Below are 17,129 nucleotides of genomic sequence, written 5' to 3'. Positions count from 1 at the left end.
CTCGGTGCTCAAGACCAGTCGCCCTCGGGCGTGCCATTGAAACGCTTCTTCAGATCCGCCCAGCAGTCGATATAATTGTCCTGCCGGGTTTCGAGTTCGGCGCCGTAGCGGGTCAGCATTTGCGGAAATCGGGTCTCGAACATGAACGCCATGGTGTTGTCGAGCTTGACCGGTTTCAGGTCCGCGCGCGAGGCCTTTTCGAAGCCAGGCGCATCCGGTCCATGGGCCAGCATCAGATTGTGCAGACTGATGCCGCCGGGCACAAAGCCCTCTTCCTTGGCATCGTACTGGCCATGGATCAGGCCCATGAACTCGCTCATGATGTTGCGGTGGTACCAGGGTGGCCGGAACGTGTCTTCGGCCACCAGCCAGCGTGGCGGGAAGATGACGAAGTCGATATTGGCCGTGCCCTCCTCGCCGCTGGGTGCCGTCAGCACAGTGAAGATGGACGGGTCGGGATGGTCGAACAGCAGCGCGCCGACAGGCGAAAAGGTAGCCAGATCATATTTGTAGGGGGCGTAATTGCCGTGCCAGGCAACGACGTCCAGCGGCGAATGGCCGATCTCGGTGACATGGAAATTGCCGCACCATTTCACCGTCAGCCGGCACGGCGTTTCCTTCTCCTCGAACCAGGCGCAAGGCGTCTTGAAATCGCGCGGATTGGCCAGGCAGTTGGCGCCGATCGGGCCGCGGTCGGGCAGCGTCAACTTGGCGCCGTAGTTCTCGCAGACGTAGCCGCGCACTTCCTTGTCGACCAGCTCGACCTTGAAGACCAGACCGCGTGGCAGCACCGCGATCTCGCCGGGCCGCAGCTCAATGACGCCCATCTCGGTGACGAAGCGCAATGCGCCGACCTGCGGCACGACCAGCAATTCACCGTCGGAGTTGAAGAAATGGTCGTCGACCATCGAGCGGTTGGCGACATAGACATGTGCCGCCATGCCGGTCTGGCCGAGCACGTCGCCTGATGTGGTGATGCTGCGCATGCCGGCGATAAAATCGGTCGGCTCTTTCGGCATCGGCACCGGATTCCAGCGGTATTGGCCAAGCGCCAACTCATGATCGCCGACATTGGGCGCACTCTTCCACAAGGGATAGCTCGCAGGCTTGAAGCGGCCAGTGTGCTTGACGCTCGGCCGGATCCGGTAGAGCCAAGAGCGCTCATTGGTGCCGCGCGGGGCGGTGAAGGGCGAGCCCGAAAGCTGCTCGGCATAGAGGCCGTAGGCCGGCCGCTGCGGGGAGTTCCGTCCTTGTGGCAGCGAACCGGGCAGCGTCTCGGTTTCGAAGTCGTTGCCGAAACCCGGCATGTAGGAAAAGGCCATTGCTTCCTCCCCGGAATGGATCTCAATTGACCAAACTGGTTTCATTTGTAACCATTGAAAATGTAACCATCAATGGCGGCTTTGAAAAATGGCGATCAAGAGCGAAGCGTCCGACGCGCCTGAAATTCTCAATCTGGAAAATTTCCTGCCCTACCGGCTCTACCGGCTTGCCGACGCCGTCAGCCGCGAATTTTCGCGGATTTACAAGGATAGCCACGGCCTGACGCGGCCGGAATGGCGCACCCTTTCGGGGCTGGGGCAGCATGGAACGATGACGGCGTCTGCAATCGGTGAGCAATCGGCCATGCACAAGACAAAGGTTTCGCGCGCTGTCGCCGAGCTCGAACGGCGGCGCTGGCTGACGCGAAAACCGGACGAAAAAGACCGCCGTATCGAACATCTGACGCTGACCGGAACGGGACTTGCCGCCTATCGCGAGATGGTGGCGCTGGCCAAGGCGTTCGAACGGGATTTGCTGGCAAGGCTCAGCGCTGAAGAGCGCACGGCGATCACCAGCGGACTGGCTGCATTGGAGACCAGTCTGGTCCCGAGCATGGGTTAGTCCAAGATCAAGCCAATCACTCTGAACGACGGAGTTCGAGCGAACCTGCGTGGGAACTCCCACCGCAGCCAAAGCATAGCATTGCTTTCGATTTGATCGTGATTTGCGTTGTCAGGCCGCGTATAATGCCCATTACACCGACGGGAGGACTACGATGAGCATTCGCGCCTTAAGTGTCCTGGTGACGCTACTTGTAGGCACGTGCACATTTGCGCAGGCCCAGCAGACAAAGCCGATGTCGATCGAAGTGTTCCCTTTCGAATTGGAGGACAAGAGCGCCGGGGCGGGAATAATTCCCCCAGATGAATATGACAGGCGCTATCTGTCGGAATCGGCACAAGTTGCAAAGGACATGCTCTCCCAGTCTGGGCGCTTTACAGTAATTGATGTGCCGGCGAGGGATACACAGGCTGCTGCGCCGCACGGATTGCGCAACTGCGCTGGTTGTGAAGGACCGATTGCCAAGGAGCACGGCGCGTCGCTTGCCTTGCTTGGCGTCGTAACGCGCGTCAACCGAACGGAACATACTATGTTCATTCGCATCCTTGACGCCGAAACCGGGAGACATGTTTCGGAGGGGTTTACCGATCTTCGCATGGGTGCGAACCACGCATGGCCCCGCTCCGTGAAATGGCTGATGAAAAACAGAATCCTGCGCTAGGCGGCATCTACCAGTCCATCACCACCTTGCCGGAACTGCCGCTGCGCATCGCATCGAAGCCGGCCTGAAAATCGTCGATGCCGATGCGGTGGGTGATCAGGCCGGAGACATCCAGCGGGCCCTGCACAAGCGCGATCATCTTGTACCAGGTTTCGAACATCTCGCGGCCGTAGATGCCCTTGAGATGCAGCATCTTGAAGATGACCTTGTTCCAGTCGATCTCGAAGCCGGTCGGCGCGATGCCCAGAATGGCGATCTTGCCGCCATTGTTCATGGTGTCGATCATGTCGCGGAAAGCGGGGGCGGCGCCCGACATTTCGAGGCCGACGTCGAACCCCTCGGTCATGCCGAGCACTGGCATGACGTCGCGCAGCTTTTCCTTCGAGGCATCGACGACATGCTGGACGCCGAGCTTTTTCGCCAGCGCCAGCCGCAGCGGGTTGATGTCGGTGATGACCACTTTGCGCGCGCCGACGCATTGCGCGACGAGCGCGCCCATGATGCCGATCGGCCCGGCGCCGGTCACCAGCACATCTTCGCCAACCAGATCGAAGGAGAGTGCGGTGTGGACGGCATTGCCCAGCGGGTCGAAGATCGCGGCGATCTCGTCGGGCACATCATCGGGGATCGGCACGACATTGTGCTGCGGGATCGCCAGATACTCGCCGAAGGCGCCAGGACGGTTGACGCCGACGCCGAGCGTGTTGCGGCACAGATGCCCTCGCCCGGCGCGACAGTTGCGGCAATGGCCGCAGACGATGTGGCCTTCGCCCGACACGCGCTGGCCGACCTTGTATTCGGTGACCGCGGCGCCGAAATCTGCGACCGTGCCGACGAATTCATGGCCGGTCACCATCGGCACCGGCACCGTCTTCTGCGCCCACTGGTCCCAATTGTAGATGTGCACGTCGGTGCCGCAGATCGCCGTCTTCTTGATCTTGATCAGCACGTCGTTGGGGCCGATCTCCGGCACCGGCACCTCTTCCATCCAGATGCCTGGTTCGGCCTTGGCCTTCACCAGCGCCTTCATCATGTTCGACATGCTTTTGTCCCTTGAATCTCTTGATCCGGAATCGCTTTTCGATTCCAGCCTTTCAGGAAATGACCCCGAGTTCGCGCCCGACGGCGGCAAACGCCTCGACCGCCCTGTCAATATCCGCACTGGAATGCGCCGCCGACATTTGCGTGCGGATGCGGGCCTGCCCTTTCGGCACCACCGGGAAGGAGAAGCCGATGACGTAAATGCCGCGCTTCAGCATGCGCGCGGCCATCTCCTGCGCCAGGCTGGCATCACCCAGCATCACCGGTATGATCGGATGATCGGCTCCGGCCAGCGTGAAGCCGAGCTTGCCCATCTGCGACCGGAAGCGCGCCGCATTGTCGTAGAGTTTGCTGCGCAGCCCATCGCCGTCCTTGATCAGTTCGAACACCTTGATCGAAGCGCCGGCGATCGCCGGCATGAGCGTGTTGGAGAAGAGATACGGCCGTGAGCGCTGGCGCAGCCAGTCGACCACCTGGCCTTTGCCCGAGGTGTAGCCACCGGAGGCCCCGCCAAGCGCCTTGCCGAGCGTGCCGGTGATGATGTCGACCCTGCCCTCGACGCCGCAATGTTCGGCCGAGCCGCGGCCGTTTCGGCCGACGAAGCCGACGGCATGGCTGTCGTCGACCATCACCATGGCGTCGTATTTCTCGGCGAGGTCGCAGACACCCGTGAGATTGGCGATGATGCCATCCATCGAAAACACGCCGTCGGTGGCGATCAACCGGAAGCGGCAGTCCCGGGCTTCCTTCAGTCGCGCCTCGAGATCGGCCATGTCGTTGTTGGCGTAGCGGAAACGTTTGGCCTTCGACAGCCGCACGCCATCGATGATCGAGGCATGATTCAAGGCATCCGAGATAATGGCGTCTTCCTCGCCCAGCAGCGTCTCGAACAGGCCGCCATTGGCATCGAAACAGGAGCCGTAGAGGATGGTGTCTTCCATGCCGAGGAAAGAGGAAATCGTGGATTCGAGCTGCTTGTGCTCTTCCTGGGTGCCGCAGATAAAGCGCACCGATGCCATGCCGTAGCCATAGCGGTCGAGCGCCTGCTTGGCAGCATTGCGCAAATCGGCGCTATCGGCGAGGCCGAGATAGTTGTTGGCACAGAAATTCAGCACCTTGTCGCCGCCGACCTCGATCTCGGCCGACTGCGTCGAAGTGATCACCCGCTCCGACTTGTAGAGGCCTGCCGATTTGAGCCCCGCGAGCTCGCCGTCGATGTGGGAGAGGAATGCTGCGGTCATGGTCGGCCTCGTTTGATGTGGGCTGACTGTCGTCTCGTCCGCGTGAAAAATCCATCGCAAAAACGACCGGATCGGTGGCAAGCAGCACGATGCCGCCCCGATGTCGATCATCATGCGGCGGCGGAAACGATGCCGCGACAAGGGTTCTGGCCGATGACCGCTCAAATGCCGGTACGGCGTTAAACGAGCCGATAACCATTTCGCGATCTTTCGACAGCCGCCCCTCGCCGGGCAGCCGTCGATTTCCGGTCCTGTTAACGTTTGCAGTTCAATGGTGCTCATACAAGAATCTTTAGGCAAGAATCCGTAGGCGAGAGGGCCGCCCCCGAAAATGTCGCAGCAGCCGGTGCAAACCGTTTCAGGCAAGCTCATACTGCTGATCAAGGCCGGCTATTGGCTGGCCCTGCTGATCATTGCGGCCATGGTGATCGCCTCCTTCATCCTGCTGCAGCAGATGATGGCCACCCAACAGCACAATCACACCTTGCTCGACATCGTCAGCACACAAAAGACGCTGTCGCAGCGCATCGTCTTCCTTGCCGGTGCAACGGGCGCCGGCTCACGCGACAAGCAACCGGCGCTGGTCAGCGCGCTCAAGCAGGCAACGGCGGAGTTCGAGACGAACTACGACCTGCTGCTCGATCAGACGGGAGCCGATCCGCAATCGCCGGCCAAGCTTGACCCGAAGTCGATCGAAAGCGTCCTTTTCGCCAAGCCCTTCCACCTCGACTATTTCTCGGTCGGGCTGATCGCCAATGGCGACCGCCTGATCTCGGCCTATGAATCGCAATTCAGCGGCAATGGCGGTTACAAGGGCGGCGACGAACGCGTCAATCTCGACGCCTCCGTCGCCAATGCGACCTTGTCGGGCTACGCCGCGCTTGGCCAGCGCATCACTGCCGACGCCGACGACCGCTCCGAGAAGCTGCTCGCTCTCCATCGCACGCTGTTCTACGCCACAATCGGCGTCATCATACTGGTGGCGCTCTTCATCTTCAGGCCGATGTCGAACGCCATCCTGCGCAAGACGCATGAATTGATCGACGCGCGCAATTCCATGGCCTTCATCGCGGTGCATGACGGCCTTACCGGCCTGCACAACCGCACGTTCCTGACCGATCATTTCGACACGCTGATCAAGGGAACGCACCGGCGTCGCGAACGCCTTGCCGTCGTCCAGCTCGATCTCGACCGATTCAAGCAGATCAACGATACGCTCGGCCACGCCGCCGGCGACTATGTGCTGGTCGTGACGGCACAGCGCATGCGCGATTCCTGCCGGGCGTCGGATCTGTGCGTGCGCCTGGGCGGCGACGAGTTCGTCATGATCCTCGGCGGCGCCGGCGGCACCGAAGACATCAATATGCTGGCGCGACGCATCCTGGCACATATCAACGAGCCGATCGTCTTCCAGGGCACGACCATTCTCCCAGGCGCCAGCGCCGGCATCGCGGTCTATCCGATCGACGCCGACAATGCCGGGGATTTGCTGGTCCACGCCGATCTGGCGCTTTACTCCGCCAAGAGGCTTGGCGGCGGCAACTTCTCCTTCTTCTCCGAGGAGCTGCGCCGCGAACTCGACTATCGCAAGCAGCTCGAGCACGACATCAAGGTTGCCATCGCCGAGCGGGCGTTCCAGGTCTATTTCCAGCCGCAGGTCTCACTGACCCACGGCACGATCAGCGGCATCGAGGCGCTGGTGCGCTGGAACCATGCGGAGCGCGGCATGATCCCGCCCGGCGAGTTCATTCCGGTCGCCGAGAAATGCGGCTTCATGCCCGAGATCGGCCGCATCGTCATCACCAAGGCGATCAACGAGGCGGCCGAATGGAACCGCGCCGGCATTGCCTTCGGACGGCTTGCCGTCAATGTTTCCGGCACCGAGCTGCGCGAACACGATTTCGATGCGTTCTTGTTCGAGACGCTGGAAAAGGCCGGGCTGCCGCCGCAGAAACTGTCGCTGGAAATCGTCGAATCCGTCATCCTCGATGACGAAAAGACGGGTATCGCGGCCAAGCTGCGGCACATCCGGGCAGCCGGCGTCCATCTCGAACTCGATGATTTCGGCACCGGCTATGCTTCGCTCAGCCATGTCAACCCGAACGAGATCGACCGGCTGAAGATCGATCGCCGCTTCGTCCAGAACATCCATGAGAATGGCGACAACTCGAAGATCGTCCGCGCCATCACCGAGCTGGCGCGTGGCCTTGGCATCTCGATCGTCGCAGAGGGCGCCGAAACCGAGGCCGAGCTCAATTCGCTGATGGCGATCGGCTGCGACCAGGTGCAGGGCTACTCCATCGCCTTCCCGATGCCGCACGACAAGGCGCTGGAATGGCTGACCGCCCGCATGCCCAAGAAGGCCAAGCTGACGGTGCTGCAAGGAAGCCTGGCATAGGTTTGCCTTTTTGTTTGCGCATGTCGTTATCCCAAAACCGCTGCGCACTTTTGGGCGACATGCACCGGCTCGCCTTGACAAGCCGTTGTGGACATGGCGGCCTTGTCGTGATCGCAACCGGATATCGGGGCTGATGACACCGTTTCGGTTTGTGCTGGCGGCGGTTTTGATTTTTGCGGTTCCCGCCCAAGGGGCCGATCGCATAATATATCTTACCTTCGACGATGGGCCGCTGAACGGCACAAGCAACATCCTCGATGTGCTGGAAGCCGAGCAGGTTCCTGCAACCCTATTCATGGTCGGCATGCACGCACAGGCTAGCGCCGCCAACAGAGCGCTCGTCCAGCGCGCCAGGCAGCTTCCTCTGGTGACGCTCGGCAACCACAGCTACAGCCATGCCTACAATCACTACCGGCATTTCTACGGCGACACCGAAGGTGTCGTCGCCGACATGGTAAGGGCAAACGCGGTGCTCGGGTTGAAGCCCGTGGTGCATGCAAGGCTACCGGGGCGCGACGTGTTCAGGCTGCCCTCCATGTCGAAGAACGACACCTCGCTTGGGCTCGCCCAGGAGGGGCGTGAAGAGCCCGACTACGAGTTTGTCGCTGCCTCAGGCTTCTATCTCTACGGCTGGGACCATGAATGGGTGCACAAGGACAACGGCGAGCCGGTGCAGAGCGTTGACCATCTGGTCAGCGAGATCGATCACCTGTTCGGCTATGGCCGCTTCGTCAAGCCCGGCAAGCTGATCCTGCTGATGCATGACGAGATGTTCCAGGACAGTTTCGACGGCAAGATGAAGCTGACCAATTTGATCACCGCATTGAAGCTGCGCCACTACACCTTTGGGACAATCCAGGGCTACGACGACTGAGGCGACAAGGACGGCCAGTTCTCAGCGGGTTGCGCATCGACACGCCAATCTGTCGCGGGATCAGCGAGGTGTCAAAGCACCTCGACTGATTCGCCGCGTAACTTGTGGCGGCGCAATTTGATGTATGTGCGTAAATTTGGCGTAATCTGAAAGCCAATCAGCTTCGTCTCCTGGAGGGGAGCAGCCCACGCCATCGTCTCGTAGCGGGCACCGTAACCTTCGATGGTGACGGCAAGATTTTCGCGGCCCAGATACCTCGCCAGAGTGGCACAGGCAGCAACCCTCGATCGTATGGACTGACCGTATTTGGGCGCAAACGCCAATCCTCCGTCCGCCAGGTCATCCACCTCATGGGCAAGCACCAGGAACAAGATGTCCTCGTCGCCGGCCGGCACGCCGGCATCCACAAGGCGCTCGGGGTCTCCGGTATCGAATTTCAGTCCGACCAGGCGGGCGACAAGACCTTCAACCCGGGGACCGATTGTTTGCTCCAGCCATCTGCGGTGTGCATCGGTGCGCCTGCTGGACTTTCCGTCCGGATAGTGGCCGCTGTCGTAGGCAGCGTGAAACATCGCGGCCAGGACAAGATCGACGCTTTTATCGAAATGCGCGGCCGATGACGCAGCTCCCACCGCATGGCAGATGAACGGCCGTCCTGTCTTGCGGTAGCGGCCGTTGAACATCGCGCAACACACACGATACGCCTTTTGCACCCGGGCGATATCGGCAACCGAATATCCATTCTCGTATAGCTGCATGTAGAGCGCCGTATTGGTCTGGCGCGGAACGAACGGATCTTTCTTGGTCAACTTGTCCCCCCGGACTTTGTTAGGTTTTCGTCAACTTTTCTCGGCAGAAGACGCACTGCTTCGCGATTTCCCTGCAGACTTGCAGTAGAATGAAACTGATCCCAAGCGTTTGGATCACCCTAGATCGTTACAAGTACGACAGGGAAAGTCCAGTCTAGGGGCTCTTGCAGGAAGCTTCGGCCGCGCGCTACGATCCTGGCGATAGCTAATTTCAGATTCGCAAGCCGAACCTGATGCCGTCATAGATGGCGGCATGAATGTTGCGCGAGGCGACCGCGTCGCCGATGCGGAACAGAACAAAGCCGCCTTCTGGATTGCGCTTGGGAAAGATGTCGCCACCGCTCACCAGACGCTCGTAGTCGACCGCGCCGCCATTCTTCGACAGCGGCTTCAGCAAGAGGTATAGATCGTCGAGCGGTAGCGTACCGTGCTCGACCACCACCTGGTCGACCCTGCGCTCGCCGCGCCAGCCATCGGCGAAATCCGAAGCCAGCTCTGCGATCAGCTGGTTGCCCTCACGCCGCACCGAACGCAGCCGCGTGTTGATGGTGATGGTGACGCCCTTTTCCTGGAAGGCCCTGATATAGGGCACATGGTTCATGCCGCCCATTTCCGGGGCAAAGAAACGCTCCGGCGATACAAGCTCGAGTTTCGAGCCGGCATTGGCGATCAGTTCGGCGGCGCCCATGCCCTGATGGCCGCCATTGTCGTCATAGAGCAGCACATTTTCGGCCGGCTTGACGCTGCCGGCCATGATGTCCCAACTCGAGGTGACAAGGTTGTCGCCTGATGTCAGCGGCGGGTTCTGCGGCAGGCCGCCGGTAGCGACCACCACCACATCGGGCGACAGCGCCAGGACATCGTCTTTTTCCGCCCAGGTGTCGTAGCGGATCTCGACGCCGAGCCGGTCGAGTTCGGCCAGCCGCCAGTCGATGATGCCGATCAGCTCCTTGCGGCGCGGGTTCTGCGTCGCCAATCGCACCTGGCCGCCGGCCTGGCTCGATGCTTCAAGCACCATCACCTTGTGGCCGCGCTCAGCCGCGACCCGCGCAATCTCCAGTCCGCCGGCGCCGGCTCCGACGACCACGATTTTCTGCTTCGGTCCTTCGGTCTTGACGATGATATGCGGGATTTCGGCCTCGCGGCCGGTCGCGGCATTGTGGACGCAAAGCGCTTCGCCGCCCTCATAGATGCGATCGAGACAATAGGTGGCGCCCACGCACGGGCGGATCTCATGCTCGCGCCCCTCCATCACCTTTTTGATGATGTGCGGATCGGCGATATGGGCGCGGGTCATGCCGACCATGTCGAGCTTGCCGGTGGCGATGGCGTGGCGTGCGGTGGCCACGTCGGATATGCGCGCCGCGTGGAAGGTCGGGAATTTCGTCGCCGCCCTCACCTCTCCGGCGAAATCGAGATGCGGCGAAGAGCGCATGCCGGTCACCGGGATGACCTTGGTCAGTGCCGCATCGCTCTCGATCGAGCCCCGAATGATGTTGAGGAAATCGACCTTGCCGGAGCCCGCCAGCCGCCTGGCGATTTCGATCCCCTCCGCCTTCGACAGGCCTTTTTCGAAATCCTCGTCGGCGACCATGCGGATGCCGACGACGAATTTGTCGCCAACGGCTGACCGCACGGCATCGAGCACCATATTGGTGAAGCGCAGGCGATTGTCCAGCGAGCCGCCGAATTCGTCGTCGCGATGATTGGTGGCGGGCGACCAGAAGCCGTCCATCAGATGGCCGTAGGATTCGAACTCGATGCCGTCGAGGCCGGCGGCCTCGCAGCGCTGGGCGGCTGAAGCATAGTCGGCGACGATGCGCTCCATGTCCCAGTCCTCGATCGTCTTCGGGAATGCGCGATGCGCCGGCTCACGCACCGGCGAGGCCGAGAGCACCGGCAGCCAGTCGGCCTTGTTCCAGCCGGTACGGCGGCCGAGATGGGTGATCTGGATCATCACCTTGCAGTCGTGCTCGTGGCAGGCGTCAGCGAGCTCGGCCAGCCATGGCACGATCCTGTCGTCATAGACATGCAGATTGCCGAAAGCGGCCGGGCTGTCGCGCGAGACGATCGCCGAGCCGGCGGTCATGGTCAGCGCCATGCCGCCCTTGGCCTTCTCGGCATGGTAGAGCCGGTATCGCTGTTTCGGCATGCCGTCCTCGGAATAGGCCGGCTCATGGCTGGTCGACATGACCCGGTTCTTCAGCGTCAGGTGTTTGAGCTGGTAGGGCTGGAGAAGCGGATCGTTGCTGGTCATCGTCTTCCTGCGGTTTCAAATTGTGCTAATGAGCGGCAAAATTCGTTTTCAAGCATGTCGTCCCGCACGCACTCCGGGCACATGCGACAAGGATTGCTGCCATGATCGACACCAAAACCCTCACCCAGCTCGGCGCGCACGTCGAGACGCCACGAAGCCCCGAAGCAGCGGTCCTGGAGACCGTACCGTTTTCGCGCGGTGACGGACCGCCGGCGATCGTGCGCTTCACCTGCCCGGAATTCACCTCGCTGTGCCCAGTCACCGGCCAGCCGGACTTCGCCCATATCGTCATCGACTATGCACCCGATGCGGCTCTGGTGGAATCGAAGTCGCTCAAGCTGTTCATGACCTCGTTTCGCAACCATGGCGCCTTCCATGAAGACTGCACCGTCATGATCGGCCGCCGCATCGTGGCGGCAACCAAGCCGCTGTGGTTGCGCATAGGCGGCTATTGGTATCCACGCGGCGGCATTCCGATCGATGTGTTCTGGCAAACCGGCGCTCCGCCCGAAGGCGCCTGGCTGCCCGACACCGGGGTAGCGCCTTATCGCGGGCGGGGTTGAGCGAACGTCAACCATGGATGGCACCCGTCCGGCAGAGCTTTGTTGCAAGAAAGGAAAAGATAGCATCGCTGTAGCGCAGTTGGTCGTAGCGCAGCAGATCGACATGGCCTGCGCCTCCAAACCAGACGAGTTGTGAACCAACGGCAGCATTCTGCAGCGCCAGCACCTGTCCATGATCGATGAAAGGGTCGTTGCTGCCTGCAAGCAGCATCAGCGGCTTGCCGATAGCAGCAAGATGGTCGACCGGCTTGACATCATCGGCGCTCAACCCGAGACGAAGCGGCATCTGTGCCAAAAGGACATCGGCTTGGAAACCGCGCCAGAAGTGGAAAGGCATTCGCCACGCTGTGGTTTCGCGCAAGGTTGCGTAGAGCTGCTCCAGCACATAGGCATCGGCAGGCGCTTGCGGCGCAGCAAAGACAAGTGCGGCGGCGCCAAGCGACGAGCCGATGGCGCCAAGCTTCTGGCCTGGAAAGCGTTGCCGAGCAAAGGTAATAATACGGGCGGCGTCTGGGCCTTCCGAATACCCGAAGCCCTGAACGGCGCCACCGCTCTCTCCATGACCGGAGAGGTCGAACAAGACAACGGAATAGCCAGCGTCGAACAAGAGCTTCGCCCTTTGAACCAAGGCCAGCCTGTTGGCGCCGCGCCCATGTAGCAGCACAATCGCACCGCAACTGCCCTTTCGATCGGCTACCCAGCCGACAAGCTCGGGCGCATCGGCCTGGTCGAGTACGACGCGCTCGACGGAGAAGTCGCCAGGCGCTGCCAGAGCTTGCCGCGGCTGGCGAGCGACTAGTATCGTGCCGATGTGCCAGTCGAACACGCCCCCGGCAACGCCGAGTCCGACCAGCACGATGGCTAGCGAAAAGCAAAGCTTCATCGCCGGTTCATTCGCACTGATACTGGCTGAGTGCCCATTCGCCGGTCACCGACAATAGGTCCGATATCTTCCAGTCGCCGTCGACCCTCTTGAATTTCCATTCCAGCCGGTGCGGGTTGCCCGATATGACGAAGGCGACGATGACCTTGGCCTGGTCGCCGTTGATCGCCTCGAGCGTCTTCAGGCTCTTGTCGATCTCGGCCTTGTCGTAATCGGCATTGTCGAGCGCCATGTTGGGGTCGAGGCACTCGCCCTGCCCGGATTTGCGCAACGCGTCGCTCTTGTCGAGCACGGTTTTGGCCGGGTCGATGAAATGGCTTCGCTCGGCCGGATCGATCTCCAGTCCGACCTGATCGTAAAACGGCCGCACCACGGCGGTCGGCGAGCCCGGCTGGATCGGTGCGGCGGGCGCGGCTTCGGCTGGCGACCATCCCACCGGCGGCGTGGCCGGTTCCGCCGCTCCGCCCGGCGCATTTGCGGGCGGTGCCCCGCTGTCGCCCGGCTGGGTGCCGGCCGGGGCGTTTGCCGGCGGCGCACCCAACAAGCCTTGCGCGGCGGCGCCGCTCAGAGCCGCCAGCAGGCACACACCCGACAGCGCCAGGAACCGGCGATGGGCCATCGCTTCACTCCGGCGTCTGGCCGGCCATGCATTCCAGCGCGCTGAGCGTCCAGTCGCTGGTCTTGGAAGCGATGTCCGATATCTTCCACTTGCCGTCGATCTTCTTGAGCGACCAGAGCATTTCACGTTTGGAATCATCGCCCTCGGAGAACAGGCTGAAGGATGCCGTGACCTGTGCGTTATCGCCATCCAGCTTCTCAGACAGTTTCAGCGTTTTCGAGACGGTTTTCTGATCGAAATCCTGGGCGTCGAGACCAGGATCGAAATCGATGCAGGCGACCTGGTCCGGGTTCGTCTTCGTTGCCTGGTCGTTCAGCTCGAACAGTTTCGTCACCGGTTCGGTGAACCGATCCCGATATTGTTCGTCGGCCTCGAACTTGACCGCCGGGACATAGAAGAACTTCACCGCGTCGGAAGCCGGTCCGGCGACGGCGGCGCCCGGCAGGGCTATCGAAAGGGCGGCAACGAGCACTGTCAGTCTCATGCAGAATCTCCGGCTTTTGATGGCTTGAGCCTATCAATACCACGCATCCTGCATATCGGCTTTTTTGCGGCTCATGAAGTCCTGCCGCGCCTTGTTTCAGCCGTCCAGCCAGACGTTCTGAAGGTCCATCTCGAATGTCTGGTGGACACCATAGTTCTTCACCTTCTTGTTCTGGTGGCTGTAGAGCTTCTGCCAGAACGGCTGAATAATGACGCCCGAATCCTGCAGGATCTGCTCGACATCCTTCATGACCTCGCGTCGTTTCTCCACGTCGATGAGCGATAGCGCCTGCTTGAGCTTGGCGTCGAAATCGGGGTTGGAATATGCCGATTCATTCCAGGCCTCGCCGGTGCGATAGCCGAGCGCCAGCACCTGGACGCCAAGCGGGCGCATGTACCAGATCGTCATCGAATAGGGATATTTCGTCCAGTCGTTCCAGAAGGTCGAACCCGGCAGCACCGTGCGCTTCACCTTGATTCCGGCATCGCGCAGCTGGCCGGCAATGGCGTCGCCGGTATTCTTCTGCCAATCGTCCTCGATGGTGATCAGCTCATGCTCGAAGTCAGCCTGTCCGGCTTCCGCCATCAGCTTCTTGGCGCCGGCGGCGTCGCGTGTCTTCTTGGGCAGCGGATAGTATTCCGGATGGATCGGGGCAACGTGGTGGTTTTCGCCAGGGGTGCCTCGCCCGGCATAGCCGAGTTGGAGGACCGCATTGTTGTCGACGGCCATTTGCAGGGCGTTGCGCACCCGCTGGTCATCATAGGGCTTGTGGGTGATGTTGGTGCGGGCAACCAGCGTCGTCGCCGTCGCCACCTCCGATTTCACCAGATCCATCTTGTCGAGAATGTCGATGAAGTCGGCGGGCGACTCGAAATTGAGGTCGATCTCACCGGATTCGAACGCGTTCACGGTGGCGTTGAAATCGGTGCCGTAGTCGATGAACTCGACGCTGTCGAGCGGCGCTTCACCACCCCACCATTTGCCATTCTCGCGACGCTTGACGACCGCCTTCTGGCCGACATCGTAGGAGACCAGTTCGAACGGTCCCGTGCCGATCGGCTTCTTGATCGGATCGGCACCGTCGGCATCGAAGTTGCGATGCACGACGAGCGCCGGATAGTCGGTGAAATTCGGGATCAGTGAAATGTCTGGTTCGCTTAGCTTCAGCTTGACCGTGTTGTCGTCGACCTTGGTGATCGCGCCATCCCTGGCCTTGCCGGTCTTTGCGTCGATCAGCGCGCCGACACGGGCGGCCATGGAATTGCCGGCGACATTCTTCTCGCACCAGCGCGTCAGATTGTGAGCGACGTCATCGGCGTTGAAGGCATCGCCGTTGTTCCATGTGATGCCCTTGCGCACATGCAGCACGTATTCGGTGGCGTCGTCATTGATATCCCAGCTTTCGAGCAGGACCGGCTCGAAGGTGAACTGCCTGGTATAGCGGACAAGCGGCTCCAGCCAGCAGCGCGAAATGTTCGCCAGCTCAACCCAGTCGTAGGTGCGCGGATCCTTCTGCCCCTTCACCGACATCGAGACGCGCAGCGTTCCGCCTTTCTTCGGCTCTTCGGCCAAGGCCCGATCCGGCACGGCAAGGCCGATCATGGCGTAGGCAAGCGCCGTCGATGCGCCGAAGGCGCTTGCCAGCGCCAGGAACTCGCGCCGATCGACACGACCCGCGCGTGCTTCGACCGCCATTGCCTCGATAGCGCTCGGCACGCGATCGCCACTGCTTCTGAAGAATGCCATTTTTTCCTCCCGTCTGGTTCCCTTTGATCTTGGTTCTTCGCGTCAACTGACGCTGTCCGGCAGCCTCTCCTCGCGCCGCGCGATGAAATCCATCAGGCCATCGGCGATGCCTTCGTCGAGCTTCGGCTCCTCGTAATCCGCCAGCATGTTGCGCGCCTTCTCGCGGCCGCGCGTGTCGTGGTCCTTCGCCCCTTCTGCCTTCCACTGTTCGTACGAATTGAAGTCCATGATCGAGGGTATGAAGAAGGCCGACTCGAAATGTTCGAGCGTGTGTTTGCTGCCGAGGAAATGGCCCTGCGGCCCGACTTCGCGGACCGCTGCCATCGCTTCCTTGAAATCGTCGAACGGAAGGCCGCCTGCATATTTGTACCAGCCAACCAGCTGTTCGCAGTCCGTAGCGAACTTCGAATAGCCGCAGCTCAGGCCGGCCTCCAGCCACCCGGCGGAGTGCCAGATGTAGTTGGCGCCGGCGAGGATGGCGGCATGCATCAGCATGTTGGCCTCGTAGCCCGCCTGGGCGTCGTTGAGCTTCGATCCGACATGGAAGCCTGAGGTGCGCCACGGCAGTTTGTATTTCCGCGCCAGCGCGCCCATCAGGTACATCATCTGGGCCGCCTCCGGCGTGCCGCCCATCGGAGCGCCGGTCTTCATGTCCACGGTGACCATGAACTGTCCGTAGATCTGTGGCGACCCTGGGCGCAGCAGTTGCGTGAAGGCGACGCCCGCCAGCGCTTCCGCATTGACCTGCGCGACTGCCCCGACGGCCGACGCCGAAGTCGAGGCGCCGCACAGTGCGAAGGGTGCGAGGATCAGCGGCTGGTTGCTTCGGGCATAGACCTTCATCGCGTCCAGCATGGTGGCGTCCCACACCAGCGGCGAATTGCAGTTGGTGATCGACACCAGGACCGGATTGTCGCGGACGTAATCCTCGCCGAACACGATGCCTGCCATCGCCATCGTGTCTTCCGCCCGCTCCTTGGACGTGACGATGCCCATGAACGGCTTGTCGGAATGCTTAAGCGCGGAATGGATGATGTGGAGGTGACGCTTCGGTACCGCGATTTCCATCGGCTCGCAAATGACCGAACTCGATGAATGCAGCGCCGGCGCCATGTAGGCGAGCTTGTGGAAATTGTTGAGGTCCGCGAGCGTGCCGTAGCGCCTGTTGTTGTCGAGGTCACGCACATAGGGCGCGCCATACATCGGCACGAAGATGGTATTGTTGCCGCCCACCCGCACCGTACGCTGCGGATTCCTCGCATTGAGCGTGAACTCCGGCGGGACCTTCGATACCAGTTCCATCAGCAGGGCCCGGTCGATCCGCACACGAGTTTCCGAGACATCCGCGCCCGCCGCCTTCCACAGTGCGATAGCCTCGTCGTCGCGGAATTCGCATCCCACCTCTTCGAGGATCAAGAGCGACTCCTCGTGGATCAGCTCGACCGCCTCATCGGGGACCATCTGGTAGACGGGGATCTGGCGGACCAGGGTCGGAAACGACGTTACCGGAGCTCCGCGCAGGGCCTTGCGTCCCAGGCGGCCGCCACTGCGGCGGTTGGCATGTTCGGTCACTTCAGGGGCTGGTGCGTTCATGGCAACTCCATTCCACTCATGAAGGAGCCTAACGCGACAAAATGGTGATGTGACGCTGGAAAATCCTGATCTCTTG

Annotated in this window: 15 protein-coding genes; 5 read left to right on the top strand and 10 right to left on the bottom strand. The window is 61.4% G+C overall.

Features of this window, described 5'->3' with window-relative positions; translation table 11 throughout:
* Positions 1-8 precede the first annotated feature (8 nt).
* Positions 9-1,322 (bottom strand): homogentisate 1,2-dioxygenase, encoded by a 1,314-nt coding sequence (gene hmgA / locus NP503_RS08205; protein ID WP_127269413.1) that lies wholly within the window; start codon positions 1,320-1,322, stop codon positions 9-11.
* A gap of 88 nt (positions 1,323-1,410) precedes the next feature.
* On the opposite strand from hmgA, the gene NP503_RS08200 reads away from it, so the two are divergent.
* Both NP503_RS08200 and NP503_RS08195 read left to right on the top strand, forming a co-directional pair.
* Positions 1,411-1,884, top strand: coding sequence for a MarR family winged helix-turn-helix transcriptional regulator (locus NP503_RS08200; RefSeq protein WP_127269414.1), 474 nt, complete (start codon positions 1,411-1,413; stop codon positions 1,882-1,884).
* A gap of 154 nt (positions 1,885-2,038) precedes the next feature.
* Positions 2,039-2,545, top strand: a complete 507-nt coding sequence (locus NP503_RS08195) for a DUF2380 domain-containing protein (RefSeq protein WP_127269415.1) — start codon at positions 2,039-2,041, stop codon at positions 2,543-2,545.
* A gap of 7 nt (positions 2,546-2,552) precedes the next feature.
* Here the strand turns inward: NP503_RS08195 and tdh are convergent, their stop codons facing one another.
* Positions 2,553-3,587 carry an L-threonine 3-dehydrogenase gene (gene tdh / locus NP503_RS08190; RefSeq protein WP_127276777.1) on the bottom strand — a complete coding sequence of 345 codons (1,035 nt, stop codon included), beginning with the start codon at positions 3,585-3,587 and terminating at the stop codon, positions 2,553-2,555.
* Between the two features lie 52 nt (positions 3,588-3,639).
* Positions 3,640-4,827 carry a glycine C-acetyltransferase gene (locus tag NP503_RS08185; RefSeq protein ID WP_127268536.1) on the bottom strand — a complete coding sequence of 396 codons (1,188 nt, stop codon included), beginning with the start codon at positions 4,825-4,827 and terminating at the stop codon, positions 3,640-3,642.
* Between the two features lie 331 nt (positions 4,828-5,158).
* Between NP503_RS08185 and NP503_RS08180 the strand changes: the two genes are divergently transcribed.
* Both NP503_RS08180 and NP503_RS08175 read left to right on the top strand, forming a co-directional pair.
* The gene (locus tag NP503_RS08180; RefSeq protein WP_127272156.1) at positions 5,159-7,225 is read left to right on the top strand and encodes a bifunctional diguanylate cyclase/phosphodiesterase; all 2,067 of its coding nucleotides are present in this window, start codon (positions 5,159-5,161) and stop codon (positions 7,223-7,225) included.
* A 133-nt stretch (positions 7,226-7,358) separates the two neighbouring features.
* The gene (locus tag NP503_RS08175) at positions 7,359-8,099 is read left to right on the top strand and encodes a polysaccharide deacetylase family protein (protein ID WP_127270105.1); all 741 of its coding nucleotides are present in this window, start codon (positions 7,359-7,361) and stop codon (positions 8,097-8,099) included.
* 71 nt (positions 8,100-8,170) lie between these two features.
* Here NP503_RS08175 and NP503_RS08170 read toward each other — a convergent pair whose 3' ends face one another.
* Both NP503_RS08170 and NP503_RS08165 read right to left on the bottom strand, forming a co-directional pair.
* Positions 8,171-8,908, bottom strand: a complete 738-nt coding sequence (locus NP503_RS08170; protein ID WP_127270107.1) for a hypothetical protein — start codon at positions 8,906-8,908, stop codon at positions 8,171-8,173.
* A 211-nt stretch (positions 8,909-9,119) separates the two neighbouring features.
* A complete protein-coding gene (locus tag NP503_RS08165; RefSeq protein WP_127272154.1) occupies positions 9,120-11,165 on the bottom strand; it encodes an NADH:flavin oxidoreductase in 2,046 nt (681 codons plus the stop codon).
* Positions 11,166-11,266: 101 nt separating this feature from the next.
* Here NP503_RS08165 and queF point away from each other — a divergent pair, with 101 nt between their 5' ends.
* Positions 11,267-11,728, top strand: a complete 462-nt coding sequence (gene queF / locus NP503_RS08160) for a preQ(1) synthase (protein ID WP_027042220.1) — start codon at positions 11,267-11,269, stop codon at positions 11,726-11,728.
* Positions 11,729-11,735: 7 nt separating this feature from the next.
* On the opposite strand, the gene NP503_RS08155 is transcribed toward queF, so the two are convergent.
* The 5 genes from NP503_RS08155 to NP503_RS08135 form a co-directional block, all read right to left on the bottom strand.
* Complete coding sequence (locus NP503_RS08155; protein ID WP_127272152.1) at positions 11,736-12,611, bottom strand: alpha/beta hydrolase; 876 nt, start codon at positions 12,609-12,611, stop codon at positions 11,736-11,738.
* 7 nt (positions 12,612-12,618) lie between these two features.
* On the bottom strand, positions 12,619-13,230 hold the full coding sequence (locus tag NP503_RS08150; protein WP_127272150.1) for a hypothetical protein: 612 nt from the start codon (positions 13,228-13,230) through the stop codon (positions 12,619-12,621).
* Positions 13,231-13,234: 4 nt separating this feature from the next.
* Positions 13,235-13,714 (bottom strand): DUF3828 domain-containing protein, encoded by a 480-nt coding sequence (locus NP503_RS08145; RefSeq protein ID WP_127269038.1) that lies wholly within the window; start codon positions 13,712-13,714, stop codon positions 13,235-13,237.
* 96 nt (positions 13,715-13,810) lie between these two features.
* Positions 13,811-15,460 carry an ABC transporter substrate-binding protein gene (locus NP503_RS08140; RefSeq protein WP_127269037.1) on the bottom strand — a complete coding sequence of 550 codons (1,650 nt, stop codon included), beginning with the start codon at positions 15,458-15,460 and terminating at the stop codon, positions 13,811-13,813.
* A 42-nt stretch (positions 15,461-15,502) separates the two neighbouring features.
* Positions 15,503-17,053, bottom strand: a complete 1,551-nt coding sequence (locus NP503_RS08135; protein WP_127269036.1) for a trimethylamine methyltransferase family protein — start codon at positions 17,051-17,053, stop codon at positions 15,503-15,505.
* Positions 17,054-17,129 lie beyond the last annotated feature (76 nt).

This window comes from Mesorhizobium sp. SEMIA396, assembly GCF_024518615.1.
GTDB lineage: Bacteria > Pseudomonadota > Alphaproteobacteria > Rhizobiales > Rhizobiaceae > Mesorhizobium.
The sequence above is the reverse complement of the archived record's forward strand: the minus strand, read 5'-3'. Positions and strand labels throughout refer to the sequence as shown.